This is a genomic window from Micrococcus sp. GPGPB33, assembly GCF_037853785.1.
Taxonomy (GTDB): Bacteria; Actinomycetota; Actinomycetes; order Actinomycetales; family Micrococcaceae; genus Micrococcus; species Micrococcus luteus.
In genome coordinates this window covers 2,330,067-2,355,831 of sequence record NZ_JAQMWO010000002.1, presented here as the reverse complement: position 1 = coordinate 2,355,831, position 25,765 = coordinate 2,330,067, and the positions used below count along the sequence as shown (strand labels likewise).

Genomic DNA, 25,765 nt, shown 5'->3' with positions numbered 1-25,765 from the left:
ATGTCGCGTCCAGCCGAGCCCCGCCCCGCACCCGCCCCGACCGCGCGCGCCGCAGCGGCCCGCCCCGCCACGCCTCCGGGCGTGCAGGGCCGCTGGGCCCGGCGCGCGGCGGGCGGGCTGATCGGCGTCAGTGTCCTGCTCGCCGCCTGGTCGTTCGCCCTCCCCTTCGTGTTCGGGCTGGGCCCGCGGCAGGTGCCGTGGTGGCGCGAGGTCTTCGACGTGAACCACGAGGCCAACCTCACGGCGTGGTGGAGCTCGGGCCTGCTCCTGCTGGGGGCCGCGGGCTTCACCACGGTGGGTCTCGTGCGCCGCGCGCTGGGGGCGGATCGGCGGCGGAGCCTGCTCGCGTGGCTGACCCCCGCGGCCCTGCTGGCGGCCCCATGAGCCTGGACGAATCGACGCAGCTCCACGAGCAGGCCGGCCAGCTGTGGGAGGTTCTGCCGTTCGCGGGGGAGAACCCGCTGCCCGCGTTCCAGTGGCTGATCCTCGGCGCGCCGGCCGCGATCGTCGTCCTCGGGCTGCTCGCGCTGTGCACCGTCGCCCTGCCCCGCCGGACCCGAGCGCTGACGGTGGCGGGCGGCGCGGTGTTCTTCTTCGGCGCGATCGTCCTCGAGGCGGTGCCGCTCGTCTTCGGGATCGGGCGCAGCACCCTGGCCTACCACGTGGCGACCCACGCGGAGGAGCTGACCGAGATGATCGGGGCGTCCGTGCTCGTGGTGGCCCCGTGGGCCCACCTCCACCTGCGGCCTGCGCCGGGCCATCTGCAGGTGACCGCCGACGGCGTCCCGGACGCCGGCGCGGACGACGTCGTCCTCGGCGCGGGCCCCGGCCCCGCGGCTAGACTCGACGACTGTGACTGACGCCCGCGCCCCGTACTACCTGACCACGGCCATCTCCTACCCGAACGGCGAGCCGCACATCGGCCACGCCTACGAGTACATCGCCTCGGACGCGATGGCCCGCTTCCAGCGGCTCGACGGGCGGGATGTGCGCTTCCTGACCGGCACGGACGAGCACGGCCAGAAGATGGAGCAGACGGCGCAGCAGCAGGGCGTGAGCGCCCTCGAGCTGGCCACGCGCAACGCCGCCGTCTTCAAGGAGATGGACGACGACGTCCTGGACATCTCCTACGACCGCTTCATCCGCACCACGGACACGGACCACGCCGAGGCCGTCCGCGAGATCTGGCGGCGGATGGAGGCCAACGGGGACATCTACCTCGGCTCCTACGCCGGCTGGTACTCCGTGCGGGACGAACGCTACTTCGGCGAGGACGAGACCGAGGTGGGTCAGGACGGGGTGCGCCGCGCCGTCGAGACCGGCACCGAGGTGACGTGGACGGAGGAGGAGTCCTACTTCTTCCGCCTGTCCAAGTACCAGCAGCCGCTGCTGGACCACTACCGCGAGCACCCGGACTTCGCCGCCCCCCGGTACCGCTTCAACGAGGTCATCCGCTTCGTGGAGGCCGGGCTCGAGGACCTGTCCATCTCCCGGACCTCCTTCCAGTGGGGCATCGACCTGCCGGCGCCCGCGGACCCCGACGCCGCCGACGCCGACCGGCGCGCCGACCACGTCACCTACGTCTGGGTCGACGCGTTGACGAACTACCTCACCGGCGCGGGCTGGCCGGCGGAGGACCCGGAGGCGTTCGCGCGCTACTGGCCGGCGGACCTGCACGTGATCGGCAAGGACATCTCCCGGTTCCACTGCATCTTCTGGCCCGCGTTCCTCATGTCGGCCGGCCTCGAGCTGCCGCGCCGCGTCATGATCCATGGCTTCCTGAACAACAACGGGGCCAAGATGTCCAAGTCCCTGGGCAACGTGGTGCACCCGCGGGAATGGGTGGCCCGGTACGGCCTGGACGCCATTCGCTTCTTCCTGCTGCGCGAGTTCCCGTTCGGCGCGGACGGTTCCTACAGCCACGAGGCCGTGGTGAGCCGCAAGAACGCGGACCTGGCCAACAACCTCGGCAACCTCGCCCAGCGCTCGCTGTCCATGGTGGCCAAGAACTGCGGCGCCGCCGTGCCCGAGCCGGGCGAGTTCACCGAGGCGGACCGCGCCGTCCTGGCCCAGGTCGACGCCCTGCTGGAGCGCTCCCGGTCCGCGTACGCGGTGCAGGACTTCCACGACGCGCTCGAGGAGACCTGGCGCGTGCTCGGTGAGATCAACGCCTACTTCGCGGACCAGGCCCCGTGGGTGCTGCGCAAGACGGACGAGCCGCGCATGCGCACGGTGCTGTACGTGACGTTGCAGGCCGTGCGCCGGGTGGCCCTGCTCGCGCAGCCGGTGATGCCCGGCTCGGCCTCGCGGCTGCTGGACCTGCTCGGCGTCCCCGCCGAGGGCGACGCCGGCCGCACCGGCGCGTCCGGCACCGGCCCGCGGTCCTTCGCCGCGTTCCACGAGGACCTGGTCCCCGGCACCCCGCTGCCCGCCCCGCAGCCGGTCTTCCCGCGGCACGAGGAGCCCGCCGAGGACTGAGTCCGTCCGGAGGGTGAGACCGGGTGTCACACGATGTGGTCCTCACGCGTGCCGCGCGTAGCCTGAGGGCCATGACCGAGACCACACGCAGCTCCGCAGACCCCTTGGACATCTCCGTCATCGGCGGCGACGGCATCGGCCCCGAGGTCACCGACCAGGCCGCCGCCGTCCTGCAGGCGGCGCTGCGTGCCGAGGGGCGTCCGGAGGCCCGGCTCACCCCGTATCCGCTGGGTGCGGAGCACTGGCTCGAGACCGGCGAGGCGCTCACGGACGAGGTCCTCGAGTCCCTTCGCCGCCACGACGCGATCCTGTTCGGGGCCGTCGGCGCCGCGCCCGGGGACGAGCGCATCCCGTCCGGGCTGATCGAGCGCGGCATGCTGCTCAAGCTGCGCTTCGCGCTGGACCACGGCGTGAACCTGCGCCCGGCCACCCTGCTGCCCGGCGCCGTCAGCCCCCTGGCCGCGCCCGGCGAGATCGACTTCACCGTGGTGCGCGAGGGCACGGAGGGGCCGTACGTGGGCAACGGCGGTGCGATCCGCGTGGACACCCCGCACGAGATCGCCACGGAGGTCTCCGTGAACACGGCGTTCGGCGTGCGCCGCGTCGTCGAGGACGCCTTCCGTCGCGCCGACGCGGGCGAGCGCAAGCGCCTCACGCTCGTGCACAAGCACAACGTCCTGGTCCACGCCGGCCACCTGTGGCGCCGCACCGTGGAGTCCGTGGCGGCCGACTTCCCCGCGGTCACCTGGGACTACATGCACGTCGACGCCGCCATGATCTTCCTGGCGACGGACCCGGCCCGCTTCGACGTGATCGTGACGGACAACCTGTTCGGGGACATCATCACGGACCTCGCCGCGGCCGTGACCGGCGGCATCGGGCTCGCCGCCTCCGGCAACATCAACGTCGAGGGCACGGCGCCGTCGATGTTCGAGCCGGTCCACGGCTCCGCTCCGGACATCGCGGGCCAGGGGATCGCCGACCCCGTGGCCGCCATCCTCTCCGCCGCCCTGCTGCTCGAGCACGTGGGCGAGACCGGCGCCGCGGCGCGCGTGCGCACCGCGGTGTGGGCGCACCTGAAGGACCGGGTGGACGGCGCGCGGGGCACCACCGCCGAGGTGGGCGCCGACGTCGCCGCGCGGGTCTGACGCGCGGGCCCGGCGCGTCGACGCCGGGTCTAGGATGGGGCGACGGCCTGTGGCGTGTGCCACGCCCGGCGCCGTGGCCCCCGCGCGTCGTGCCCGGCACCGGAGCCGTCCCCATCCGTCACCCGTCACGAGGAGTGATCCCACCGTGTCCGAGACCGTGTTCACGCGGCAACCACATCTGTCCCCGATGTCCGATCAGCAGCGCGTCGAGATCCTCCAGGACCCCGGTTTCGGCAACGTCTTCACGGACCACATGGTCTCGATCGACTGGACCTGGGACGAGGACGGCGGCGCGTGGCATGACGCCCGCGTGGAGCCCTACGGCCCGCTGTCCCTGGACCCCGCGGCCGCCGTGCTGCACTACGGCCAGGAGATCTTCGAGGGCCTGAAGGCCTACCGGCACGAGGACGGGTCGGTGTGGACGTTCCGCCCCGAGGCCAACGCGGCCCGCCTGAACCGCTCCGCCCGCCGCCTGGCCCTGCCGGAGCTGCCCGAGGAGCTGTTCCTCGGCTCGCTGCAGGCCCAGCTCGAGGCGGACCGGGCCTGGGTGCCCACCGGCCCGGGCCAGTCCCTCTACCTGCGCCCCTTCATGTTCGCCTCCGAGGCGTTCCTCGGCGTCCGCCCGGCCCGGCAGGTGCGGTACATGGTGATCGCCTCGCCGGCCGGCAACTACTTCGGCGGCGAGCTCAAGCCGGTGACCATCTGGGTCTCGCGTGACTACGCCCGCGCCGGCAAGGGCGGCACGGGCGCGGCCAAGACCGGCGGCAACTACGCCGCCTCGCTGCTGCCCCAGCTGCAGGCCGCGGCGAAGGGCGCCGACCAGGTCGTGTTCCTCGACCAGTACCACGACGACGCGATCGAGGAGCTCGGCGGCATGAACGTGTTCTTCGTGCACGCCGACGGCCGCCTCGTCACCCCGGCGCTCACCGGCACGATCCTCGAGGGCGTCACCCGCTCCTCGATCCTCCAGCTCGGCCGGGACATGGGCCTGACCGTCGAGGAGCGTCGCGTCACCCTCGCCGAGTGGGCCGAGGGCGTCCGCTCGGGCGAGATCACCGAGGTCTTCGCGTGCGGCACCGCCGCCGTCGTGACCCCGATCGGCCGTCTGCTCGACGGCGACGACGTGATCGAGTCCGCCGGCGGGGCCGACGTGGCCCTGAAGATCCGCACCGAGCTCGAGGGCATCCAGACCGGGCGCGTCGAGGACCGCCACGGCTGGCTGCACCGCCTCGTCTGACCCCACCCCACGAACGGAGACCCCCGTGAGCTCGCACCGCTCCTCCGCGGCCGCCGAGGGCGCCCCACTCCCGGCCACGACGCCGGAAGACCTCCCGCCCACCGAGGCCGCCGGCCGGCCCCGCTGGACGCCCGCGAAGATCGCCGTCTGGGTGGCCGTCGCCCTGCTCGGCGGCGTCGCCTGGACCATGCTCGCCCTGCACCGCGGCGAGACGATCAACGCGATCTGGTTCGTGTTCGCCGCCGTGGCGACGTTCGCGATCGGCTACCGCTTCTACTCGAAGTACGTCGAGCGCATGATCGTCCACCCGGACGACACCCGCGCCACCCCGGCCGAGTACCGGGCCGACGGCCGGGACTACGTGGCCACCGACCGCCGCGTGCTCTACGGCCACCACTTCGCGGCCATCGCCGGCGCCGGTCCGCTCGTGGGCCCCGTGCTCGCCGCGCAGATGGGCTACCTGCCCGGCACCATCTGGATCATCGTCGGCGTGATCCTGGCCGGCGCGGTCCAGGACTACCTCGTCCTGTTCTTCTCGATGCGCCGCGGCGGCCGCTCGCTCGGCCAGATGGCCCGGGACGAGCTGGGCCGCGTCGGGGGCACCGCCGCGATCGTCGCGACCCTGCTGATCATGGTGATCATCACGGCCATCCTGGCCCTCGTGGTGGTCAACGCCCTGGGCGAGTCCCCGTGGGGCGTGTTCTCCGTGGCCATGACCATCCCGATCGCGCTCTTCATGGGCGTGTACCTGCGCTGGATCCGCCCGGGCCGCATCACCGAGATCTCCGTGATCGGGTTCGTCCTGCTCCTGGCGGCCATCATCGGCGGCGGCTGGGTGGCCGGGACCGAGTGGGGCGCGGCCCTGTTCACCCTGGACCGCACCACCATCGCCTGGGCCGTGATCATCTACGGGTTCGTCGCGGCCGTGCTCCCCGTGTGGCTGCTGCTCGCGCCGCGCGACTACCTGTCCACCTTCATGAAGATCGGCGTGATCGCCGGTCTCGCGCTGGCCATCGTCGTCGTGCAGCCGCGCATCGGCACCCCCGCGTTCTCCGAGTTCGCCTCGGGCCAGACCGGCCCGGTGTGGCCCGGTTCGCTGTTCCCGTTCCTGTTCGTCACCATCGCGTGCGGTGCGCTCTCCGGCTTCCACGCGCTGATCGCCTCGGGCACGACGCCCAAGATGGTGGAGAAGGAGCGGCAGACCCGCTTCATCGGCTACGGCGGCATGCTCATGGAGGCCTTCGTGGCCATCATGGCGCTCGTGGCCGCCGTCTCGCTCGACCGCGGCATCTACTTCGCCATGAACTCCCCGGCCGCCCTCACCGGCGGCACCCCGGAGACCGCCGTCGACTTCGTCATGGGCCTCGGCCTGGCCGGCGTGAACCTCACCCCCGGGGACCTGACCCACCTGGCCGACCTCGTGGGCGAGGAGACCGTGGTCTCCCGCACCGGCGGCGCCCCCACCCTCGCGGTCGGCCTGGCGCACATCATGGGCCAGCTCGTGGGCGGCGACGCGCTCATGGGCTTCTGGTACCACTTCGCGATCATGTTCGAGGCGCTGTTCATCCTCACCGCCGTCGACGCCGGCACCCGCGTGGCCCGGTTCATGCTCCAGGACTCCCTGGGCAACGTGGTCCCGCGCTTCAAGGACACCTCGTGGCGCGTGGGCGCGTGGGTCTGCACGGCTATCATGGTGGCCGCGTGGGGCGCCGTGCTGATCATGGGCGTCACCGATCCGCTGGGCGGCATCAACACGCTGTTCCCGCTGTTCGGCATCGCCAACCAGCTGCTCGCGGCGATCGCGCTCGCCGTCGTCCTGACGATCGTCGCGCGCCGCCGGGACTTCCGGGGCCTGTGGATCGTGGCGCTGCCGCTGGCGTTCATCACCGTGGTCACCACCGTGGCGTCGTTCCAGAAGATCTTCTCCTCCATCCCGGCGGTGGGCTACTGGGCGCAGCATCGCGCGTTCCAGGACGCGCTGGCGGCGGGGAAGACGAGCTTCGGCGCCGCGAAGTCCGTGCCGGCCATGGAGGCCGTGGTCCGCAACACCTTCATCCAGGGCACGCTCTCCGTCGTCTTCCTGGTGTTGGCGCTGATCGTCATCACGACGTCGGTGCTCGCCACGGTGCGCGCCTTCCGCGGCACCGAGGTCATCGACCACCAGGACCCGTACGTGCCCTCGCAGCGCTTCGCCCCGGCCGGGCTGTTCGCCACGGCCGAGGAGAAGGAGCTGCAGCGGAAGTGGGACGCGCTGCCGGCGGACCGGCAGCCGGTGCGGGGTCACTGACGTGGCCGATCCGCGCGCGACGCCGGCCGGGCCCTCCTCCGCGGAGGGCCCGGCCGGCCCGTCTCGGCCCAGCGTGTGGGCCCGGGCGCGCTGGTGGGTCCGCCAGCTCTCCGGCGAGGGGAAGTACGACGCGTACGTGGCCCACCACCGGGCGCACCATCCGGAACGCGCGCCGATGACCGAGCGGGAGTTCTGGCGGGCCGAGTACGCGCGCCAGGAGGCCAATCCGGGCAGCCGCTGCTGCTGAGCGGCCTGGACCCGCCCCGCTCCGCACCGCGCCGCGCTGAGCCAGACGAATCCGCCCGCGAGCCAGACGAATCGGTCGCCTCAGGCCGTCCGCCGCGGCCGAATCGTCTGGTTCGCGGCGTCAGCGGGGCTGGCATCGAGTGGGTGTCCGGCGACGGCGACCGCCGCTCACCCATTACGCTGACCCCCATGCGCATCGCCCGTTTCGTGGACCAGGCCGAACCGACCTACGGCATCGTGGAGGGCCCGGCCGACGCCGACCCCGCCGAGCTGAGCATCACCGCCCTGCAGGGCGACCCGTTCTTCCACGGGATCCAGCCCACCGGCACCACCCACCGCCTCGAGGACGTGCGTCTCGTGGCCCCGATCATCCCGCGTTCGAAGATCGTGGGCGTCGGCCGCAACTGGGCCGACCACGCGAAGGAGCTCGGCAACGAGGTCCCCGCCTCGCCGCAGTTCTTCCTCAAGCCGAACACCGCCGTCGTGGGTCCGAACGAGCCCGTGACCCTGCCGAGCTGGTCGGACGAGGTCTCCTACGAGGCCGAGCTCGCCGTCGTCATCGGCACCATCTGCAAGGACGTGCCGGTGAGCCGCGTGGACGACGTCGTGTTCGGCTACACCGTGGGCAACGACCTCACCGCCCGCGACGCCCAGCGCACCGACCTGCAGTGGGCCCGCGCCAAGGGCTTCGACGGCGCCTGCCCGCTGGGCCCGTGGATCGAGACCGAGCTGGACGTGGAGCCGGCCGGCGGCCTGCGCATCACGTCCCGGCTCGACGGCGAGACCCGCCAGGACGGCACGACGGCGGACATGGTCTTCGGCGTCCGCGAGCTCGTGGCCGCGGCCTCGGAGATGTTCACCCTCCTGCCCGGCGACGTGATCCTGACCGGCACCCCGGGCGGGGTCGGGACGGTCCAGGAGGGCCAGCGCGTCGAGGCCGAGGTCGAGGGGATCGGCGTCCTGGCCACCGTCTTCCGCCGCTGACGCAGGCGCCCGACTACGCCGTCCGGGCCCCCGCGTAGACTCGGGGCATCATGACTGACGCCACCGCCCCCGTGTCCGAGAACGCCCCCGCCCCCTTCGCCGACGTCCCCCAGGTGGACGCCGAGACCCCCGTGCGCGTGCGCTTCGCCCCCTCGCCCACCGGCACCCCCCACGTGGGGCTGATCCGCACCGTCCTGTTCAACTGGGGCTGGGCGCGGCACACCGGCGGCACCCTCGTGTTCCGCATCGAGGACACGGATGCCAAGCGCGATTCGGAGGAGTCCTACCAGCAGCTGCTCGAGGCGATGCGCTGGCTCGGGATCGACTGGGACGAGGGCGTCGAGGTCGGCGGTCCGCACGAGCCATACCGTCAGTCCCAGCGTGGGGAGATCTACGCGGACGTGATCGAGAAGCTCAAGGCCGGCGGATACATCTACCCGTCCTACTCGAGCCCCGAGGAGACCGAGGCCCGTCACCGGGCCGCCGGCCGCGACCCCAAGCTGGGCTACGACGGCCACGACCGTGACCTCACGGACGAGCAGATCGCCGCCTTCGAGGCCGAGGGCCGCGCGCCGGTCTGGCGGCTGCGCATGCCGGACGAGGACATCACCTTCACCGACCTGGTGCGCGGGGAGATCACCTTCAAGGCCGGCTCCGTGCCGGACTTCGTGGTGGTCCGCGCGGACGGGTCGCCGCTGTACACCCTCGTGAACCCGGTGGACGACGCGCTCATGGGCATCACCCACGTGCTGCGCGGCGAGGACCTGCTCTCGTCCACTCCGCGCCAGATCGCGCTCTACCGCGCCCTGCACGCGATCGGCGTCGCCCGGTACATGCCGGTGTTCGGCCACCTGCCCTACGTGATGGGCGAGGGCAACAAGAAGCTGTCCAAGCGCGATCCGCAGGCCAACCTGTTCCTGCACCGGGACAACGGCTTCATCCCGGAGGGCCTGCTGAACTACCTCGGCCTGCTGGGCTGGTCCCTCTCCGCGGACGAGGACATCTTCACCCCGCAGCAGTTCGTGGAGCACTTCGACGTGCACAAGGTGCTGGCCAACCCCGCCCGCTTCGACGAGAAGAAGGCGATCGCGATCAACGGCACGCACGTGCGCATGCTCGACGTGGCCGACTTCCGTGACCGTCTCGTGCCCTACCTGCACGCGGCCGGCCTCGTGGGCGAGCACCTGACGGAGCGGGAGATGGAGGTCCTCACCGCCGCGGCCCCGCTCGTGCAGGAGCGCGTGCAGCTGCTCGGTGAGGCCGTCGAGATGCTCACCTTCCTCTTCACGGCGGACCGGGACGTCCGGACCGCCGAAGGCGCCCTCAAGGGCATGCCGGCGGACCTGGGCGCCGCCGTCGCCGCGGCCCGGGAGGCGCTGGCCGCCCTGCCCGAGGACGAGTTCACCACCGAGCGCATCGAGGCGGCGCTGCGGGCCGCCCTCATCGACGGCCTGGGCCTCAAGCCGCGCCAGGCGTTCGGCCCGGTGCGCGTCGCGGTGACCGGCCGCAAGGTGTCCCCGCCGCTCTTCGAGTCGCTCGAGATCCTGGGCCGGGACTCCGCGCTCGCCCGTCTGGACCGCTTCGCCGCGGAACAGGGCCTGGACCAGGACCAGCCCGCCGACGCATGAGCCGGGGCGTGAGCACGACGCCGGCCGGCGGGTCCGCGGGCGCGCCCGCGCCGCCGGCCTGGGACGCCGTCCTCTTCGACCTGGACGACACGCTGCTGGATCTGCGCTCCGCCCAGCACGCCGCGTTCGACGCGACGGTGCGCCGGCAGTGGGCCGGGGCCGCCGACGTCGACCCGGCGGTGCTGGCTGAGGCCACCGACGCCTTCGCGTCCGACGCCGGCGGCCACTACGGGCGCTACGTGGCCGGGGAGCTGACGTTCGAGGAGCAGCGGCTGGCCCGCGTGGCCGACGCCCTGCGCGCGCTCGGCGTGCCCGAGGACGCGGCGACCCCGCTCGACGGCCTGTGGACCACCGACTACGAAGAGGTCGTGCGCGGGCACTGGGCGCTGTTCCCCGCGACCGTCGACGTCCTCGCCGAGGTGCGGGGAACAGGCCGTGGCGTGGGGATCGTCACGAACAACGTGGAGGCCTACCAGCGCGGCAAGGCCGACGCCCTCGGTCTGGAGTGGGTCGAGGTGCTGATCGGCTCGGACACGGCCGGGGCCCCGAAGCCGGACCCGGCCCCCTTCCTGGCCGGCTGCTCCCGCCTGGGCACGGACCCGGGACGCACCCTCATGGTGGGGGACAGCCTGCGTCACGACGTCGAGGGGGCCCGGTCGGCGGGGCTCGTTCCGGTGTGGATGAGCCCCGACGCCCCCGCCCACGGCGGGGCGGAGGAGCCGCTCTGGGACGAGGAGCACGCATGCTGGCGGATGCGGGCGATCGGCGGGCTGCGGACCTGGCTGGCGGCCTGACCCGCCGATTTTGCACACGTCGCCCGGAGGGTGTAGAGTTCTTACTCGTTGCCGGAGAGATCCGGGAACACCGAGCTCATGAATATGATGCACATCGGTCAGGCATGCTTGACCGACAGTGGGGTATGGTGTAATTGGCAACACAACGGTTTCTGGTACCGTCATTCTAGGTTCGAGTCCTGGTACCCCAGCGAGTCTTCGGACTCAATGAACGCGCACGGGCGGAGACGCTCGGACGTGGCGCACGGCCCCATCGTATAGCGGCCTAGTACGCCGCCCTCTCACGGCGGTAACGCGGGTTCAAATCCCGCTGGGGTCACGCAGTCGCCGCCCGGTCCTCGGACCGGAACGGCACGGGCGGATGAACGCATCCGCCGCCTGAACAGGAGACGCAGGCGCAGAAGAAGGTCTCCACGGCATCGCTTCCGCACACGCGGACAGCGCGCTCGGCCCCATCGTATAGCGGCCTAGTACGCCGCCCTCTCACGGCGGTAACGCGGGTTCAAATCCCGCTGGGGTCACCCGAGTGACAGGAGGCCCGGTCCCTGCGGACCGGGCTTCCGTCGTTTCCGTCCGCCGGGCCGGCGGGATGGGCGGCCGGTGCGCGCCCGTGAGACGATGGCCCACGTGCCACACACGGATCAGAACGCCCCAGACCTCGGCGTCGACACGGCCGTCCGTCGCGTGCGCGAGCACCTCGCCGCGCTCGAGCTGCCCTTCGAGACCGTCACCGCGGGGCAGGACCGCGCCGAGCGCGAGCGCACCCTGCACCAGATCGACGACTACGTGCTGCCCCGCCTCGACTCGCTCGACGCGCCGCTGCTGGCCGTCGTGGGCGGCTCCACCGGTGCGGGCAAGTCCACGCTGGTGAACGCGCTCGTCGGCCACGAGGTCTCCCGCTCCTCCGCCCTGCGGCCCACCACGCGCCAGCCGCTGCTGCTGCACAACCCCGCCGACGCCCACTGGTTCACGGGCCCGCGGGTGCTGCCCGACCTCGCCCGCGTCAGCGTGCACCGCGACGCGGCCGCCGGCCCCGTCGAACCCGACCAGTCCGCGATGGACACGGTCGCGCTCGTGGCCGAGCCCGCACTGCCCTCGGGCATCGCCCTCGTGGACGCCCCGGACATCGACTCCGTGGCGGACCAGAACCGCGCGCTGGCCCGGCAGCTCCTCGAGGCCGCCGACCTGTGGATCTTCACGACGACGGCGCACCGCTACGCCGACGCCGTGCCCTGGCAGCTGCTGGACGAGGCCGCCGCCCGCGACATCACCGTGGCCGTCGTGCTCGGCCGCGTGCCCGAGGGCGCGGCGGAGGACATCACCCCGGACCTGCGGCGCATGCTCACCGAGCGCGGCCTCGCCGACGCCCGGATCCACGTGATCCCCGAGACCCGCTTCGACGAGCGCGGTCTGCTCCCGCAGGAGCACGTCGCGGGCCTGCGCGCCTGGCTCGAGACCCTCGCCGCCGACGCCCAGGCGCGCGGCGCTGTCGCCCGCCGGACCGTGGACGGCGTGCTGGGCCAGCTGGCCGCCCGCGTCGCCGACCTGGCCCGCGCCGAGGAGGAGCAGCGGCATGCCGCGGACCTGCTCGCCCGGATCGTGGGGGACTCCACGGACCAGGCCGTCGGCCGGGTCCGTGAGGCCACCTCGGACGGCACGCTGCTGCGCGGCGAGGTGCTCTCCCGCTGGCAGGACTTCGTGGGCACGGGGGAGTTCTTCCGCGGCGTCGAGACCACGATCGGCCGGCTGCGGGACCGCCTCGGCGCCCTGGTGCGCGGGCGCCCGGCCCCGCCCGAAGAGGTCGAGACCGCGCTCGAGACCGGCCTGCACGCCGTGATGGTCGAGGCGGCTGCCGCGGCCGCCGAGCAGATCGAGCGGCGTTGGGCGTCCGAGCCGGCGGGCCGGGCCCTCGTGGCCGGGCGCGACCTGGGCGCCCTGGCGCCGGACACGTCGGCGCGGGCGGCCGACGTCGTGCGGGACTGGCAGTCGGACGTCTTGGCACTGGTCCAGGAGGAGGGCGCGGGCAAGCGCACGCGCGCCCGCCTGGCGGCCACCGGCGTGAACGGCGCGGCCGTGGCCCTCATGATCATCTCGTTCGCCTCCACCGGCGGACTCGCGGGCATCGAGGTCGGCATCGCCGGCGGCGCCGCCGTCGTCGGGCAGAAGCTGCTCGAGTCGATCTTCGGCGAGGACGCCGTGCGCCGCATGGCCCGGCGGGCCGATGAGCTGCTCGAGCACCGCGTGCGGGCCTTCCTCGAGACCGTGCTCGCGGACCGCTTCCTGCCGCTGCTCCACCTCGAGCGCGAGCCGCAGGCCACCGAGGAGCTGCGCGCCCTCGTGCCGGTGCTGCGCCGCGGGGTGGCCGCCGGCGTCGACGGCCCGACCGGGCCCGAGCACGTCCCGTCCGCCGCCGAGGCGGGGGAGGAGCCCCGATGAGCCGCCGCGACACCCCCGCCCTGGCCCCCCGCCTGGACGCCCTCGGTGAGGCCGCCGAGCTGGCCGCGGGCCGCCTGCCCGAGGACGTCGTGGCCGGGGCCGACGCCGTCGTGCGCGCGGCCGGGGAGCGCCAGGCACTCTCCGCGGAGCACACCGTGGTCGGGTTCTTCGGGGCGACGGGCTCCGGCAAGTCCTCCCTGTTCAACGCGCTCACCGGCCGCGACCTGGCCCGCGTGGCCGCCACCCGGCCCACCACGTCCGAGCCGCTCGCCGCGGTCTGGGGCGTGGGCCGGGGACAGGGGCTGGACCCGGACGCGGAGCACGGCGACGGCACCGGCGAGGGCGGCGGCGCGGCCGCCCTGCTCGACTGGCTCGGCGTGCGCCGCCGCCACCTGCTGGACGAGGCCCCCGTGCTCGACGACGGCCGCCCCGGCTTCCTCGGCTTCGGCCGCCGTGACGGCGCCGACGCCACCGGCCTGATCCTGCTGGACCTGCCGGACATCGACTCGGTCGAGCGGGGCAACCGCGAGATCACCTCCCGGCTGGCCGGCCACGTGGACGTGCTGGTGTGGGTCGTGGACCCGGAGAAGTACGCGGACGCCGTGCTGCACCGCGAGTTCCTGGCGACCATGGGCTCGCACGCGGCCGTGACCCTCGTGCTGCTCAACCAGGTGGACCGGCTCTCGGTGCGGGACCGGGACGTCGTGCTGGCCTCGCTGCGCCGGATGCTCTCCGGCCACGGCCTCGGCGACGTCCGGGTGCTGCCCGTGTCCGCGCGCACGGGGGAGGGCCTCGAGGAGGTCGGCCGGCAGGTCGCGGCGATCGTCGCCCAGCGCGGCGCGGCCGCCGAGCGCCTGGGCGCGGACGTCGCGGCCCGTGCCGCGGACCTCGCCGCCGCCTCGGGCGAGGGCGAGCCGGCCGGCGTCGGGCCCGGGGACGAGCAGCGGCTCGGGCGCGAGCTGGCCGTGGCCGGCGGCGTGCCGGCCGTCGTCCGGGCGGTCGAGGGCTCGTACCGGCTGCGTTCGGCCAAGCGCACCAGCTGGCCCGTGCTGCGCTGGATGCACTCCTTCCGCGCGGACCCCCTGCGGCGCCTGCACCTGATGCCCGAGAGCGCCGCCCCCCGCCGCGACCGGGACGAGGTCGCCCGCGACCCCGCGCTGCACCGCACCTCCCTGCCCGAGCGCTCGGGCACCCAGCGGGCCGTCGTCGACGGCGCGGTCCGCACGCTGGCCGCCGCGGCCGGCGCGGGAGCCTCCGAGCCGTGGGCCGCCGCCATCCGCCGCGCGGGCCGGGAGCACGCCGAGGAGCTCCCCGGCGCCGTGGACCAGGCGATCGCCGCCACCGACCTCGGGGCCGGTCGGGGCAGCTGGTGGCACCCCGTGCTGGACGTGCTGCAGTGGCTCGCCCTCCTCACCGCCGTCGTCGGCGCCGGCTGGCTGGGCGTCCTCGCCCTGGCGGGGTACCTGCAGTTCCCCCTGCCGCCCGCGCCCACGGTCGAGGGCTTCCCCTCTCCCGACGCTGCTGCTCGTCGGCGGCCTCGCGCTCGGCGTGCTGCTGGCCCTGCTGGCGATCCCCCTGACCCGGTGGACCGCCGCGGCGCGGGGACGCCGCGCGCGCCGCCGCCTCGAGGAGGCGACCACCGACGTCGGCCGGCGGCTCGTCGTCGACCCGGTGCGCGCCGAGGTGGACCGCTTCCGCGCCTTCCGCGACGCCCTCGCCCGGGCCTCCGGCGTCCCGGTCCGGCGGGGCCGCCGATGACGATGCGCGACCCCGCGGCTGCGGCGGGGGCGACCGTCGGCGACCTCACGGAGGCCGAGCTGCTCGAGGTCGTCCTGGCCGGGCTCGCCCCCGCCGTCCGGGACGGCCACTGGCCCGCCGGCACCGTCGCCCCGGGCGACGACGCCGCCCTCGTGCCCGCGCCCCGCGGCGGGACGCTCATCTCCACGGACGCGATGGGGGAGGGCACGGACTTCCTGCACCGCTGGCCCGCCGGTCCCCGCACCCGCGGCCACGACGCCGGCTGGAAGGCCGTCGCCCAGAACCTCTCGGACGTCAACGCGATGGGCGGGACCGCCTCCGCGCTCGTCACCGCCCTCACCCTGCCGCCGACGACGCCGGTCGCCTGGGTGCGGTCGTTCGCCGCGGGCATCGTGGGCGCGGTGCGTCACCTCGGCGCGCCGGACTGCCGGGTGGCCGGGGGCGACCTGGGCACCGGCGGACGGGTCCACGCCGCAGTGACGGTGCTCGGGGACCCGCACCCCGGCGGCGTGCTGCGCCGCGCGCCGGCCGCGGCGGACCGGGACCGCGTGCTCGCCGAGGGCGCCGACCTCGTCCATGCCCAGGCGGTGCCGGGGAGTCCCCGGGCCGCCGCGCCTTCGGGGCCGGGGTGGGCCGCCGCCGGGCTCGCCCTGCTGCTCACCGACCGCGCGGAGCTGGAGCGACGGGCGGACGCCCTCGCCGCCGCCGACCTGCCGTCACCGCGGGAGCTCGCCCGCGCCGTCCGGGCCCAGCTGCGACCGCGCCCGCCGCTGGCCCTCGGGCCCGCCGCGGTGACGGCCGGCCTGCTCACCCTCATGGACGTCTCCGACGGCCTGGGCAAGGACGCGCACCGCATGGCGGCCGCCACCGGCGGGGCCGGACCCGCGCCGGCACCGTGGCTGGACGAGGCCTGGCTGGCGGCGACCGCCGCACCCCTGCGCCGCGTGGCCGCCCTGGCCGGGACCAGTCCGGAGGCGCTCGTGACCGGCGGGGGCGAGGACTACGGCCTCCTGGGGCTGGCGTGGCCCGAGACCGAGCTGCCCCGGGGGTTCACGCGGATCGGCCGGCTCGTGCCGGACGGGGCCCGGCCGCCGGGTGGTCACCGGCCGCTGCCCGAGTCCGGCTGGGACCCGTTCGGCGGTTGAGCGTCCGGGCCGGGGCCCGCGGGCGGGTCAGGCCGCGCGGAGGAGTCGCTCCGGGTCGAAGCGGTGGCCGAGGCCGATGACGTCCCACCCGTGCTCGCGCCACGCGGCGACGTCCAGGACGTTGCGCCCGTCGATCAGCAGGCGGGAGGCCACGCGTGCGCCCACGGCGTCCGGATCCATCTCACGGAACTGGCGCCACTCGGTCAGCAGCAGGGTCAGCTCGGCGCCGTCCACGGCCGCCTCGAGCGAGTCCACGTAGTCGAGCCGCGGGAAGCGGGCGGCCGCGTTGGCGTTGCCCTCGGGGTCGTACACCCGGACGTCGGCGCCGGCCGTGTAGAGACGGTTGGCGACGTCGAGGGCGGGGGAGTCCCGGACGTCGTCGGAGTCCGGCTTGAACGTGACGCCCAGCACGGCGATCCGCGTGCCGTTGAGCACCTGCACGCTCGCGGGGGTGGGGGCGGGCCCGGAGGCCTCGGCCCGGCGGATCCGGCCGTCGCGAGCCGCGGAGAGCACCTGCACCGCCAGGTCCACCACGCGGTCACGGCGGCGCAGGTTGATGTCGTCCACCTCCGCCAGGAACCGCATGGTCCGGTCCAGGCCCAGCTCGGAGACGCGGGCCTGGAGCGCGCGGATGTCCTTGGGCAGGCAGCCGCCCCCGAAGCCCACGCCCGCGTTGAGGAACCGGCGTCCGATCCGCGCGTCGTGGCCGATCGCGTCCGCGAGGGTGCCGATGTCCCCGCCCACGTTCTCGGTGATCTCCGAGAACGCGTTGATGAACGAGATCTTCGTGGCCAGGAAGGCGTTGGCGGCCACCTTCACCAGCTCGGCCGTCTCGAGGTCCGTGCTGATCCACGGGGTGTCGGCCGCGAGCTGCCGCGCGTAGACGCGGCGCAGGATGCCCTCGGCGCGGGGCCCGTGCGTGCCGATGACGAGGCGGTCCGGGGTGAGCGTGTCCCTCACGGCGAAGCCCTCCCGGAGGAACTCGGGGTTCCAGGCGAGCTCGACCTCGCCCGGCAGTCCGGCCTCCGCGCGCACGGTGCGCACGAGCTCGGCCAGGCGGCGCGCCGTGCCCACGGGCACGGTCGACTTGCCGACGATCAGCGCGTCGCGGTCGATCGCCGCGGCGAGGGAGGCGACGGCGGCGTCCACATAGCTCAGGTCCGCCGCGGTCTCGCCCACCTTCTGCGGGGTGCCGACGCCGATGAAGTGGACGTCCGCCCAGCGGGCCGCCTCCGCGACGTCGGTGGTGAAGCGCAGCCGCCCGGAGGCGACGTGGGTGCGCAGCAGCTCGGGCAGGCCGGGTTCGTGGAAGGGCACCTCGCCGCGGGCCAGGCGCTCGATCTTGGCCGGGTCCACGTCGACGCCGAGGACCTCGAAGCCCAGCTCGGCCATGCAGGCGGCGTGCGTGGCGCCCAGATAGCCCGTGCCGACCACGGACAGCCGCGGCGCGGCCTCCTGCTCGGCGGGGGCGGCGGGCGCGGTCGTCTCGGTCACGGCGGACTCCTCGGTGGTGCGGGGGCGGCGGTCGGGGACCTGGCTGACGCTAGGCCCCGCGGGTGAACGCGGGAAGAACGGGGTGTCTCGGCGGCGCGTCCCGTCGGTGGCGCGGGCGGGCCTCAGGCCTCGCCGGCGCGGATGAGCTCGGTGAGCCGCGTCGCGGCGGAGACGACGGCGTCCGCGTGCAGCCGGCCCGGCTGGCGGGAGAGCCGCTCGAGGGGGCCGGAGATCGAGACCGCCGCGATGACGCGTCCGCTGGGGCCGCGCACCGGTGCGGACACCGAGGCGACCCCGGGCTCGCGCTCGGCCAGGGACTGGGCCCAGCCGCGGCGCCGCACCGCCGCGAGGACGGTGGGTGTGAACACGGCGCCGGCCAGCCCCTCGACGAGCCGCTCGTGGTCTTCCCAGGCCAGGAGCACCTGCGCGGCGGAGCCGGCCTTCATGGACATGCGGGCGCCCACGGGGATGGTGTCGCGCAGGCCCCAGGGCCGCTCCGCGCTGGCCACGCACACGCGGGAGTCCGCCTGCCGACGGAACACCTGGGCGCTCTCTCCCGTGGCGTCGCGCAGCCACAGCAGCACCGGGCCGGAGGCCGTGGTGAGCCGGTCCTCGCCGGCGGCGGAGGCGAGCTCGGCCAGGCGGGTGCCCAGCACGTAGCGGCCCTGCAGGTCCTTGCCCACCATGCGGTGGTGCGTGAGGGCGGCCGCGAGCCGGTGCAGCGTGGGCCGCGCGATCCCGGTGGCGGTGACGAGCTGGGCGAGCGTGGCCGGGCCGGACTCGAGCGCGTCGAGGATCGCCACCGACTTGTCCACCACGCCGACGCCGCTGGGATGCCGGTGGAGCGAGGGGCCGATGAGGTCGTCCTCGGTGGGCGGGCGCACGGGCTCGGTGGTCATGGGGTGATCGTAGTCGTCTCACTGCTCGGACGGACCGGGGGTGTCGGTGTGCGTCGCATGTGACCGGGCCGGCCGGCGCCAGGTCCGGCATGTGAGACGAAATCTCACGATATGGAATATCGCGCCGCGTGGTCGAGAACGGCCCCGCCGCGCCCCACAGTGGTCCGTGAGCACCGGCGCCCCGCGCCGGGCGACGACCGACAGGTGCGTGAGCAGGAAGGTGCGGCACATGACGACGGCGACGACGCGGCCCAGGACGCTGGCCGAGAAGGTCTGGGACGAGCACGTGGTGGTGCGCGGCGAGGGCGAGGGCGCCTCCCGCACCCCCGACCTGCTCTACATCGACCTGCACCTCGTGCATGAGGTGACGAGCCCGCAGGCCTTCGAGGGGCTGCGTCTGGCCGGGCGTCCGGTGCGTCGGCCCGACCTGACCATCGCCACGGAGGACCACAACACCCCGACGCTGGACATCGACCAGCCGATCGCGGATCCCACCTCGCGCACGCAGATCGAGACCCTGCGGGCCAACTGCGCCGAGTTCGGTGTGCGCCTGCACCCGTTGGGCGACGCCGAGCAGGGCATCGTCCACGTCGTCGGCCCCCAGCTGGGCCTGACCCAGCCCGGCCTCACCGTGGTCTGCGGCGACTCCCACACCTCCACCCACGGCGCGTTCGGCGCCCTGGCGTTCGGCATCGGCACCTCCGAGGTCGAGCACGTCCTGGCCACCCAGACCCTGCCGCTGAAGCCCTTCAAGACCATGGCGGTCACCGTGGACGGCACGCTGCGCCCGGGTGTGACGGCCAAGGACATCATCCTCGCGGTCATCGCGAAGATCGGCACGGGCGGGGGCCAGGGCTTCGTGCTCGAGTACCGCGGTGAGGCCATCCAGAACCTCTCCATGGAGGGCCGGATGACCATCTGCAACATGTCCATCGAGGCCGGCGCCCGCGCCGGCATGGTCGCCCCGGACGAGACCACCTTCGCCTACCTGAAGGGACGGCCCCATGCCCCCGAGGGCGCCGACTGGGACGCCGCCGTCGAGCACTGGCGCACCCTCGCCACGGACGAGGGCGCGGAGTTCGACGCCGAGGTGGTCATCGACGCGGACACGCTGGAGCCGTTCGTCACGTGGGGCACCAACCCGGGGCAGGGCGTGAGCCTGAACGACACCGTCCCCGCGCCCGAGGACTTCGCCGACCCGGTGGCCCAGGAGGCGGCCCGCAAGGCGCTGTCCTACATGGACCTGGCCCCCGGCACCCCGATGAAGCAGGTCGAGGTCGACACCGTGTTCATGGGCTCGTGCACCAACTCCCGCATCGAGGACCTGCGGGCGTTCGCCGAGGTCGTCCGGGGCCGGCGCAAGGCCGAGGGGCTGCGCGTCATGGTCGTGCCGGGCTCGGCGCGCGTGCGTCTGCAGGCCATGGACGAGGGCCTGGACAGGGTGTTCGAGGACTTCGGGGCCGAGTGGCGGTTCGCCGGCTGCTCCATGTGCCTGGGCATGAACCCGGACCAGCTCGCCCCGGGGAGCGCTGCGCGTCCACCTCCAACCGCAACTTCGAGGGCCGGCAGGGCAAGGGCGGACGCACCCACCTGGTGTCCCCGGTGGTCGCCGCGGCCACCGCCGTGCTGGGCCGCCTCGCCAGCCCGTCCGACCTGCCCGCCCTCACCCTCCAGGAGGCCTGAGCCATGGAGAAGTTCACCACCCACACCGGCGTCGGCGTGCCGCTGCGCGCCTCGAACGTGGACACGGACCAGATCATCCCGGCCGTGTACCTCAAGCGGATCTCCCGCACGGGCTTCGAGGACGCCCTGTTCGCCGGCTGGCGCCAGGACCCCGACTTCATCCTGAACACCGAGCCGTTCAGCGGGGGCACCGTGCTCGTGGCGGGCTCCGACTTCGGCACCGGCTCCTCGCGCGAACATGCCGTGTGGGCGCTCAAGGACTACGGCTTCCGCGCCGTGATCTCCCCGCGCTTCGCGGACATCTTCCGCGGCAACTCCGCCAAGCAGGGGCTCGTCGCGGCTCAGGTGGAGCAGGAGGACGTCGAGCGCATCTGGAAGGAGCTGGAGAACCGTCCCGGGACCACGGTCACCGTGGACCTCGTCACACGCACCGTCGAGTGCGGGGATGTGACCGCCCCCTTCCAGATCGACGACGACACCCGTCGCCGGCTGCTCGAGGGCCTGGACGACATCGCCGTCACCCTGGGGCACCAGGCCGAGATCGATGCCTATGAGGCGGACCGCCCCGCGTACAAGCCCACCACCCTGCCGGCCCGCACGGCCGGCTGACCGGCCGCCGCCGGGAGCGCACCATTGCCGCGCGTGCCCGGCGACGCCCTATGCTGGGAGGCGATTCCGGGACCGCCCGCCGCACACGGCGGGCGGTCCCGTTCAGAGACCTCCCCGCTCCGGCGGAGTGGCCGAGACCGTGGCCCTGCGGCCGCACTGAGGAAGGACGCGCATGGCGAAGCTCTTGACCATCCATGGCGGCAAGCCGCTGACCGGTGAGGTGACCGTGCGCGGCGCCAAGAACCTGGTGCCCAAGGCCATGGTGGCCGCCCTGCTCGGCAACTCGCCGTCCGTGCTCCGGAACATCCCCGAGATCAAGGACGTGGACGTCGTCAGCTCCCTCCTCGAGATCCACGGCGTGTCCGTGGAGTGGGACAAGGAGACCGGGCGGATCACGATGGACCCGGCCGGGGTGAAGTCGGCCCTGACCGCCGAGATCGACGCCCACGCCGGCGACTCGCGCATCCCGATCCTCTTCTGCGGCCCGCTCATGCACGCGATCGGCGAGGCCTTCATCCCCGACCTCGGCGGCTGCAAGATCGGCGACCGCCCGATCGACTACCACCTGGCCGTGCTGCGCAACTTCGGCGCCGTCGTGGACAAGCGCCCGGGCGGCATCTCCATCTCCGCCCCCAAGGGCCTGCACGGCGCCAAGCTCGAGCTGCCGTACCCCTCCGTCGGAGCCACCGAGCAGGTGCTGCTGACCGCTGTGAAGGCCGAGGGCATCACCGAGCTCAAGGGCGCCGCCGTCGAGCCGGAGATCCACGACCTCATCGCCGTCCTGCAGAAGATGGGCGCCATCATCACCGTGCAGACGGACCGCACCATCCGCATCGAGGGCGTGAGCGAGATGCGCGGCTACAACCACATCGCGCTGCCCGACCGCAACGAGTCCGCCTCGTGGGCCTCCGCCGCCCTGGCCACCCGCGGGGACATCTACGTCCGCGGCGCCGAGCAGCGCGACCTGACGGCGTTCCTGAACACCTACCGCAAGATCGGCGGCGAGTTCGACGTCGTCGACGACGGCATCCGGTTCTGGCACGCCGGCGGCGATCTCAACCCGCTCGTGCTCGAGACGGATGTGCACCCCGGCTTCATGACCGACTGGCAGCAGCCCCTCGTGGTGGCGCTGACCCAGGCCAAGGGGGTCTCCATCGTGCACGAGACCGTGTACGAGAACCGCTTCGGCTTCACCGACGCCCTCGTGCGGATGGGCGCCTCCATCCAGCTGCACCGCGAGTGCCTCGGCTCCGTGCCGTGCCGCTTCGGTCAGCGCAACTTCCTGCACTCGGCCGTGATCTCCGGCCCGACGCCGCTGCACGGCGTCGAGTTCGACATCCCGGACCTACGCGGCGGCTTCTCCCACCTGATCGCCGCCCTCACCGCCGAGGGCACCTCCACGGCGACGGGCCTGGAGATCATCAACCGCGGCTACGAGCACTTCATGGCGAAGCTCGAGGGCCTCGGCGCCGACGTCGAGCTGACCGAACGCGACCGGTGAGCGGCGTGGACGCGCAGAGCCCTGCCGCCGCGGGGGGTCGTCCGACGCGTGCCGCGCGGGCCCCCTACGTGATCCCGGGGGTGATCGTGCGACCGGCGATGCGGGCTCTCGTCCGCCAGGTGTGGGAGGGGACCGAGCACCTGCCCGAGACCGGCGCGATCCTCGCCGTCAACCACATCTCGGAGGTGGACCCGCTCTCCGTGGCCCACATGGTCTACAACCAGGGCCTGCTGCCGACCTTCCTCGCCAAGGCCGAGCTCTGGAAGGTGCCCGTGCTCAAGCAGGTCCTCGAGGCCACCCGCATGATCCCGGTCGAGCGCACCCGCGACGGCGGCCGCTCGCTCGCCGCCGCCCGCGAGGCCGTCGCCACGGGCCGGGCGATCATCGTCTACCCGGAGGGCACCGTCACCCGCGATCCCGACGGCTGGCCCATGGCCGGGCGCAACGGGGCCGTGCGCCTCGCCCTGCAGACCGGCGCCCCGCTCATCCCCGTCGGTCAGTGGGGCATCCAGGAGCTGCTGCCGTACGGCGGCCGCTCCCTCCGCGTCCTCCCGCGCAAGACCGCCCGGATCCGGGTCGGCGCGCCCGTCGACCTCGCGGACCTGCGGGACCGCCCCGTGACGGCGGCGACCCTGCGCGAGGGCACCGGCCGCATGATGGCCGCGATCACCGACCTGGTCGCCGAGCTGCGCGGAGAACCGGCCCCGGAGGGCCGCTGGGATCCCACGACCGGAGCGCGGGTGATCGGGGCATGAGCGATCCGCGCACCGTCGCCGTCCTCGGGGCCGGCAGCTGGGGGTCGGCCTTCGCCCGCGTCCTGGGCCTGAGCACCAGCCCCGAGTCCGCCCGCGCGTCCGAGATCGTGATGTGGTCCCGGCGGGCCGAGGTCGCCGAGGCCATCACCGAGCGACACGAGAACCCCGAGTACCTGCCCGGCATCACCCTGCCCACCTGCGTGCGCGCCGTCACCGACGCCGCCGAGGCGGTCCGGGGCGCCGGCGTCGTGGTGGTGGCCGTGCCCGCGCAGCACGTGCGCGAGACGCTGCGCACCGTGCGCGCCGACCTGGCCCCGGACGCCGTCGTGGTCTCCCTCGTCAAGGGCCTCGAGCGCGGCACCGACGCGCGGATGTCGCAGGTCTGCGCGGAGGAGCTGGGCCTCAGCCCGGACCGGTTCGCGGTGGTCTCCGGACCCAACCTCGCTCTCGAGATCGCGCGCGGCGAGCCCACCGCCACGGTGGTCGCCTCGGCCTCGCGCGCGACGGCGGAGCGCATCGCCGCCCTCACGGCCGGCCGGACCTTCCGGCCCTATACGAACACGGACGTCGTGGGCGTGGAGATCGGCGGCGTGGTGAAGAACGTCATCGCGCTCGCCGTGGGCATCTGCGACGGGCAGGGGCTGGGGGACAACTCCAAGGCCTCCGTCATCACCCGGGGCCTGGCCGAGACCACCCGGCTGGCCGTCGCGCTCGGCGGCGACCCGGCCACCATGGCCGGGCTCGCCGGCCTGGGCGACCTCGTGGCCACGTGCGCCTCGCCCCTCTCCCGCAACCGCACGGCCGGCCGCCACATCGGCACCGGCCTCAGCGCGGAGGAGGCGGTGGCCGCCATGAGCCAGACGGCCGAGGGCATCAAGTCCGTCTCCGCCATCGTGCACGCCGCCCGCGCCCACGGTGTGGAGATGCCCATCAGCGAGCTGATGGACCGGGTGGTCGCCGGGGACGTGGCCGTGGACCGCCTCGCCGAGCTGCTGCTCGCCCGTGACCTGAAGTCGGAAGGACGCACCGCATGACCGCCACCCCCGCCCCGGAGGCCGCCGCCGACGCGCGTCCCCGCGTGCTCCTGCTCTTCGGCGGCCGCTCGAGCGAGCACCCCATCAGCTGCGTGACCGCGGCGGGCGTGCTGCACGCGGCCGACCGTCAGCGCTGGGACGTCGTGCCGGTGGGTGTGGCCCGCTCCGGCCTGTGGTCGCACGACGAGCTGGACGTGGCCTCGTTCCGCCTGGACGGCGACGCCCTGCCGGAGGTGCCGGAGCCCGAGGCCCCGGTGAGCCTGCGCGCCCTGCCGGACGGCACCGTCGAGCTGACCGCGGCCGACGGCTCCTCGCTGGGCCCCGTGGACGTCGTGTTCCCGCTGCTGCACGGCCCCTGGGGCGAGGACGGCACCCTCCAGGGCATGTTCGAGTCGCTGGGTCTGCCCTACGTGGGCTGCGGCGTGCTCGCCTCCGCGGTCGGCATGGACAAGCACTTCATGAAGGTCGCCTTCCAGGCCGCCGGCCTCGAGGTCGGCCCGTGGGAGACCATCACCGCCCGCGACTGGGCGCGCGATCCAGAGGCGGCCCTCGCCCGCGCCGGGGCGCTCGCCTACCCGCTGTTCGTCAAGCCCGCCCGCGCCGGCTCCTCCTTCGGCATCACCCGCGTCACCGAGCCCGCGGGTCTGCGCGCCGCCGTCGAGGAGGCCCGGCGCTTCGACCCCAAGGTCGTGGTGGAGGCGGGCATCGTCGGCCGCGAGATCGAGTGCGCCGTCCTCGACGGGCACGGCGCCGCCGCCCCGCGCGCCTCGCTGCCGGGGAGATCGTCGTGGCCCACGACGAGGGCGAGACGCAGTTCTACGACTTCGAGTCGAAGTACCAGGACACCGGCACCACCCAGCTGTCCTGCCCGGCCGAGCTGCCGGAGGAGGAGATCGAGCGGCTGCGCGCCCTGGCGATCCGCGCCTTCGAGGCCGTGGACGGATCCGGCCTGGGCCGCTGCGACTTCTTCTTCACCCCGGACGGGCGGTGGGTGGTCAACGAGATCAACACCATGCCGGGCTTCACGCCCATCAGCATGTACCCGGCCATGTGGGAGCGGACGGGCCTGTCCTACGACGATCTGATCTCGGAGCTGCTGGACCTCGCCCTCGAGCGGGGCGTCGGCCTGCACTGACGCGGCTCGCGGCCGGCCCGCGTCGGTCTCAGCCGACGGGTGTGGCGTCCTGCACGCCGACGCAGCCGCCGCTGGGCTCGATCTGCGCGACCGCCGAGGACAGGCCCACCATCACGGTGTCCGAGCTGGCCTGGTCCTTGCCGAACAGCACCTCCACGGCCGGGTCACGGCCGTAGGTGGTGATCCGCCAGTTCTCGTCCTCGTCCCGGACGACCCAGTCGATCCCGTCCACGGAGATGCAGCGGTCCGTGGTGGGGCCGGGGACCTCGGCGCCGCAGCGCAGGACGACGGCGGCCGGGTCACCCCACACGGCCGTCGCCTGGCTGTCGGTGGGGCGCAGGTCGAGGTCGCCCAGGGCGTCGGGCATGGCCACCATGGCCGGGGCACACGCCGGGTCAGCGGCGTGGGGCGCGGCCTCCACCGTGGCCACCCGTCCGGTGCAGGCCGTGGCGCCGAGGGCGATCGCGGTCAGGAGGGGCACGAGACGACGCAGACGGCGGGATTCCATCCGCCC

19 protein-coding genes, 3 tRNA genes and 3 pseudogenes are annotated in these 25,765 nt (G+C 74.0%); 22 read left to right on the top strand and 3 right to left on the bottom strand.

What is annotated here, in order from left to right; genetic code table 11:
• The 16 genes and pseudogenes from POD19_RS11165 (at position 1) to POD19_RS11090 (ending at position 16,141) form a co-directional block, all read left to right on the top strand.
• The gene (locus POD19_RS11165; RefSeq protein ID WP_241252039.1) at positions 1-384 is read left to right on the top strand and encodes a hypothetical protein; all 384 of its coding nucleotides are present in this window, start codon (positions 1-3) and stop codon (positions 382-384) included.
• Entirely contained in the window at positions 348-860 is a 513-nt protein-coding gene (locus POD19_RS11160; RefSeq protein WP_257997770.1) for a hypothetical protein, read from the top strand. The genes POD19_RS11165 and POD19_RS11160 overlap by 37 nt, the downstream gene beginning before the upstream one ends.
• Complete coding sequence (metG, locus tag POD19_RS11155; RefSeq protein ID WP_063190343.1) at positions 853-2,478, top strand: methionine--tRNA ligase; 1,626 nt, start codon at positions 853-855, stop codon at positions 2,476-2,478. Before POD19_RS11160 ends, metG begins: the two co-directional genes overlap by 8 nt.
• A gap of 71 nt (positions 2,479-2,549) precedes the next feature.
• Entirely contained in the window at positions 2,550-3,626 is a 1,077-nt protein-coding gene (locus POD19_RS11150) for a 3-isopropylmalate dehydrogenase (protein ID WP_144818330.1), read from the top strand.
• A gap of 187 nt (positions 3,627-3,813) precedes the next feature.
• Positions 3,814-4,863 (top strand): branched-chain amino acid aminotransferase, encoded by a 1,050-nt coding sequence (locus POD19_RS11145; protein WP_069941579.1) that lies wholly within the window; start codon positions 3,814-3,816, stop codon positions 4,861-4,863.
• Between the two features lie 25 nt (positions 4,864-4,888).
• Positions 4,889-7,150 carry a carbon starvation CstA family protein gene (locus tag POD19_RS11140; RefSeq protein ID WP_144818332.1) on the top strand — a complete coding sequence of 754 codons (2,262 nt, stop codon included), beginning with the start codon at positions 4,889-4,891 and terminating at the stop codon, positions 7,148-7,150.
• A 1-nt stretch (position 7,151) separates the two neighbouring features.
• A complete protein-coding gene (locus POD19_RS11135; RefSeq protein WP_069941574.1) occupies positions 7,152-7,397 on the top strand; it encodes a YbdD/YjiX family protein in 246 nt (81 codons plus the stop codon).
• A 188-nt stretch (positions 7,398-7,585) separates the two neighbouring features.
• Entirely contained in the window at positions 7,586-8,380 is a 795-nt protein-coding gene (locus POD19_RS11130; RefSeq protein ID WP_036338067.1) for a fumarylacetoacetate hydrolase family protein, read from the top strand.
• 50 nt (positions 8,381-8,430) lie between these two features.
• Positions 8,431-10,008 carry a glutamate--tRNA ligase gene (gltX, locus tag POD19_RS11125; protein WP_041103182.1) on the top strand — a complete coding sequence of 526 codons (1,578 nt, stop codon included), beginning with the start codon at positions 8,431-8,433 and terminating at the stop codon, positions 10,006-10,008.
• Positions 10,009-10,016: 8 nt separating this feature from the next.
• Entirely contained in the window at positions 10,017-10,802 is a 786-nt protein-coding gene (locus tag POD19_RS11120; protein ID WP_041103180.1) for an HAD family hydrolase, read from the top strand.
• Positions 10,803-10,921: 119 nt separating this feature from the next.
• A tRNA-Gln gene (locus tag POD19_RS11115) sits at positions 10,922-10,993 on the top strand.
• A gap of 55 nt (positions 10,994-11,048) precedes the next feature.
• A tRNA-Glu gene (locus tag POD19_RS11110) sits at positions 11,049-11,121 on the top strand.
• Between the two features lie 129 nt (positions 11,122-11,250).
• Positions 11,251-11,323: transfer RNA gene (locus POD19_RS11105), tRNA-Glu, on the top strand.
• A 106-nt stretch (positions 11,324-11,429) separates the two neighbouring features.
• Positions 11,430-13,238: a dynamin family protein gene (locus tag POD19_RS11100; RefSeq protein WP_134416627.1), complete on the top strand. Its 1,809-nt coding sequence runs from the start codon at positions 11,430-11,432 to the stop codon at positions 13,236-13,238.
• A pseudogene (locus POD19_RS11095) lies at positions 13,235-14,996 on the top strand (GTPase). The gene POD19_RS11100 and the pseudogene POD19_RS11095 overlap by 4 nt, the downstream one beginning before the upstream one ends.
• Complete coding sequence (locus POD19_RS11090; RefSeq protein ID WP_247316746.1) at positions 14,993-16,141, top strand: thiamine-phosphate kinase; 1,149 nt, start codon at positions 14,993-14,995, stop codon at positions 16,139-16,141. The pseudogene POD19_RS11095 and the gene POD19_RS11090 overlap by 4 nt, the downstream one beginning before the upstream one ends.
• Before the next feature lie 27 nt (positions 16,142-16,168).
• On the opposite strand, the gene POD19_RS11085 is transcribed toward POD19_RS11090, so the two are convergent.
• Both POD19_RS11085 and POD19_RS11080 read right to left on the bottom strand, forming a co-directional pair.
• Entirely contained in the window at positions 16,169-17,635 is a 1,467-nt protein-coding gene (locus POD19_RS11085) for a UDP-glucose dehydrogenase family protein (RefSeq protein ID WP_070709130.1), read from the bottom strand.
• Between the two features lie 122 nt (positions 17,636-17,757).
• Complete coding sequence (locus POD19_RS11080) at positions 17,758-18,534, bottom strand: IclR family transcriptional regulator (RefSeq protein ID WP_002856418.1); 777 nt, start codon at positions 18,532-18,534, stop codon at positions 17,758-17,760.
• A gap of 229 nt (positions 18,535-18,763) precedes the next feature.
• Between POD19_RS11080 and leuC the strand changes: the two are divergent.
• From leuC to POD19_RS11050, 6 genes and pseudogenes are all read left to right on the top strand, one after another.
• Positions 18,764-20,217 (top strand): annotated as a pseudogene (leuC, locus tag POD19_RS11075) (3-isopropylmalate dehydratase large subunit).
• 3 nt (positions 20,218-20,220) lie between these two features.
• On the top strand, positions 20,221-20,826 hold the full coding sequence (gene leuD, locus POD19_RS11070) for a 3-isopropylmalate dehydratase small subunit (protein WP_010078962.1): 606 nt from the start codon (positions 20,221-20,223) through the stop codon (positions 20,824-20,826).
• Between the two features lie 172 nt (positions 20,827-20,998).
• A complete protein-coding gene (gene murA / locus POD19_RS11065; RefSeq protein WP_002856412.1) occupies positions 20,999-22,327 on the top strand; it encodes a UDP-N-acetylglucosamine 1-carboxyvinyltransferase in 1,329 nt (442 codons plus the stop codon).
• Positions 22,328-22,407: 80 nt separating this feature from the next.
• Complete coding sequence (locus POD19_RS11060) at positions 22,408-23,082, top strand: lysophospholipid acyltransferase family protein (RefSeq protein ID WP_095347316.1); 675 nt, start codon at positions 22,408-22,410, stop codon at positions 23,080-23,082.
• A complete protein-coding gene (locus POD19_RS11055; protein ID WP_036382068.1) occupies positions 23,079-24,116 on the top strand; it encodes an NAD(P)H-dependent glycerol-3-phosphate dehydrogenase in 1,038 nt (345 codons plus the stop codon). Before POD19_RS11060 ends, POD19_RS11055 begins: the two co-directional genes overlap by 4 nt.
• Positions 24,113-25,251, top strand: a pseudogene (locus POD19_RS11050) (D-alanine--D-alanine ligase family protein). The gene POD19_RS11055 and the pseudogene POD19_RS11050 overlap by 4 nt, the downstream one beginning before the upstream one ends.
• A gap of 28 nt (positions 25,252-25,279) precedes the next feature.
• Here the strand turns inward: POD19_RS11050 and POD19_RS11045 are convergent.
• The gene (locus POD19_RS11045) at positions 25,280-25,759 is read right to left on the bottom strand and encodes a DUF3515 family protein (RefSeq protein WP_036382062.1); all 480 of its coding nucleotides are present in this window, start codon (positions 25,757-25,759) and stop codon (positions 25,280-25,282) included.
• Positions 25,760-25,765: the final 6 nt, after the last annotated feature.

Excerpts from the sequence above, each read along its gene's own strand:
- leuD (WP_010078962.1), top strand. The coding sequence starts at position 20,221 with ATGGAGAAGTTCACCACCCACACCGGCGTCGGCGTGCCGCTGCGCGCC.
- POD19_RS11150 (WP_144818330.1), top strand. The coding sequence starts at position 2,550 with ATGACCGAGACCACACGCAGCTCCGCAGACCCCTTGGACATCTCCGTC.
- POD19_RS11045 (WP_036382062.1), bottom strand. The coding sequence starts at position 25,759 with ATGGAATCCCGCCGTCTGCGTCGTCTCGTGCCCCTCCTGACCGCGATC.
- POD19_RS11090 (WP_247316746.1), top strand. The coding sequence starts at position 14,993 with ATGACGATGCGCGACCCCGCGGCTGCGGCGGGGGCGACCGTCGGCGAC.
- POD19_RS11130 (WP_036338067.1), top strand. The coding sequence starts at position 7,586 with ATGCGCATCGCCCGTTTCGTGGACCAGGCCGAACCGACCTACGGCATC.
- POD19_RS11145 (WP_069941579.1), top strand. The coding sequence starts at position 3,814 with ATGTCCGATCAGCAGCGCGTCGAGATCCTCCAGGACCCCGGTTTCGGC.
- murA (WP_002856412.1), top strand. The coding sequence starts at position 20,999 with ATGGCGAAGCTCTTGACCATCCATGGCGGCAAGCCGCTGACCGGTGAG.
- POD19_RS11080 (WP_002856418.1), bottom strand. The coding sequence starts at position 18,534 with ATGACCACCGAGCCCGTGCGCCCGCCCACCGAGGACGACCTCATCGGC.
- POD19_RS11165 (WP_241252039.1), top strand. The coding sequence starts at position 1 with ATGTCGCGTCCAGCCGAGCCCCGCCCCGCACCCGCCCCGACCGCGCGC.
- POD19_RS11055 (WP_036382068.1), top strand. The coding sequence starts at position 23,079 with ATGAGCGATCCGCGCACCGTCGCCGTCCTCGGGGCCGGCAGCTGGGGG.
- gltX (WP_041103182.1), top strand. The coding sequence starts at position 8,431 with ATGACTGACGCCACCGCCCCCGTGTCCGAGAACGCCCCCGCCCCCTTC.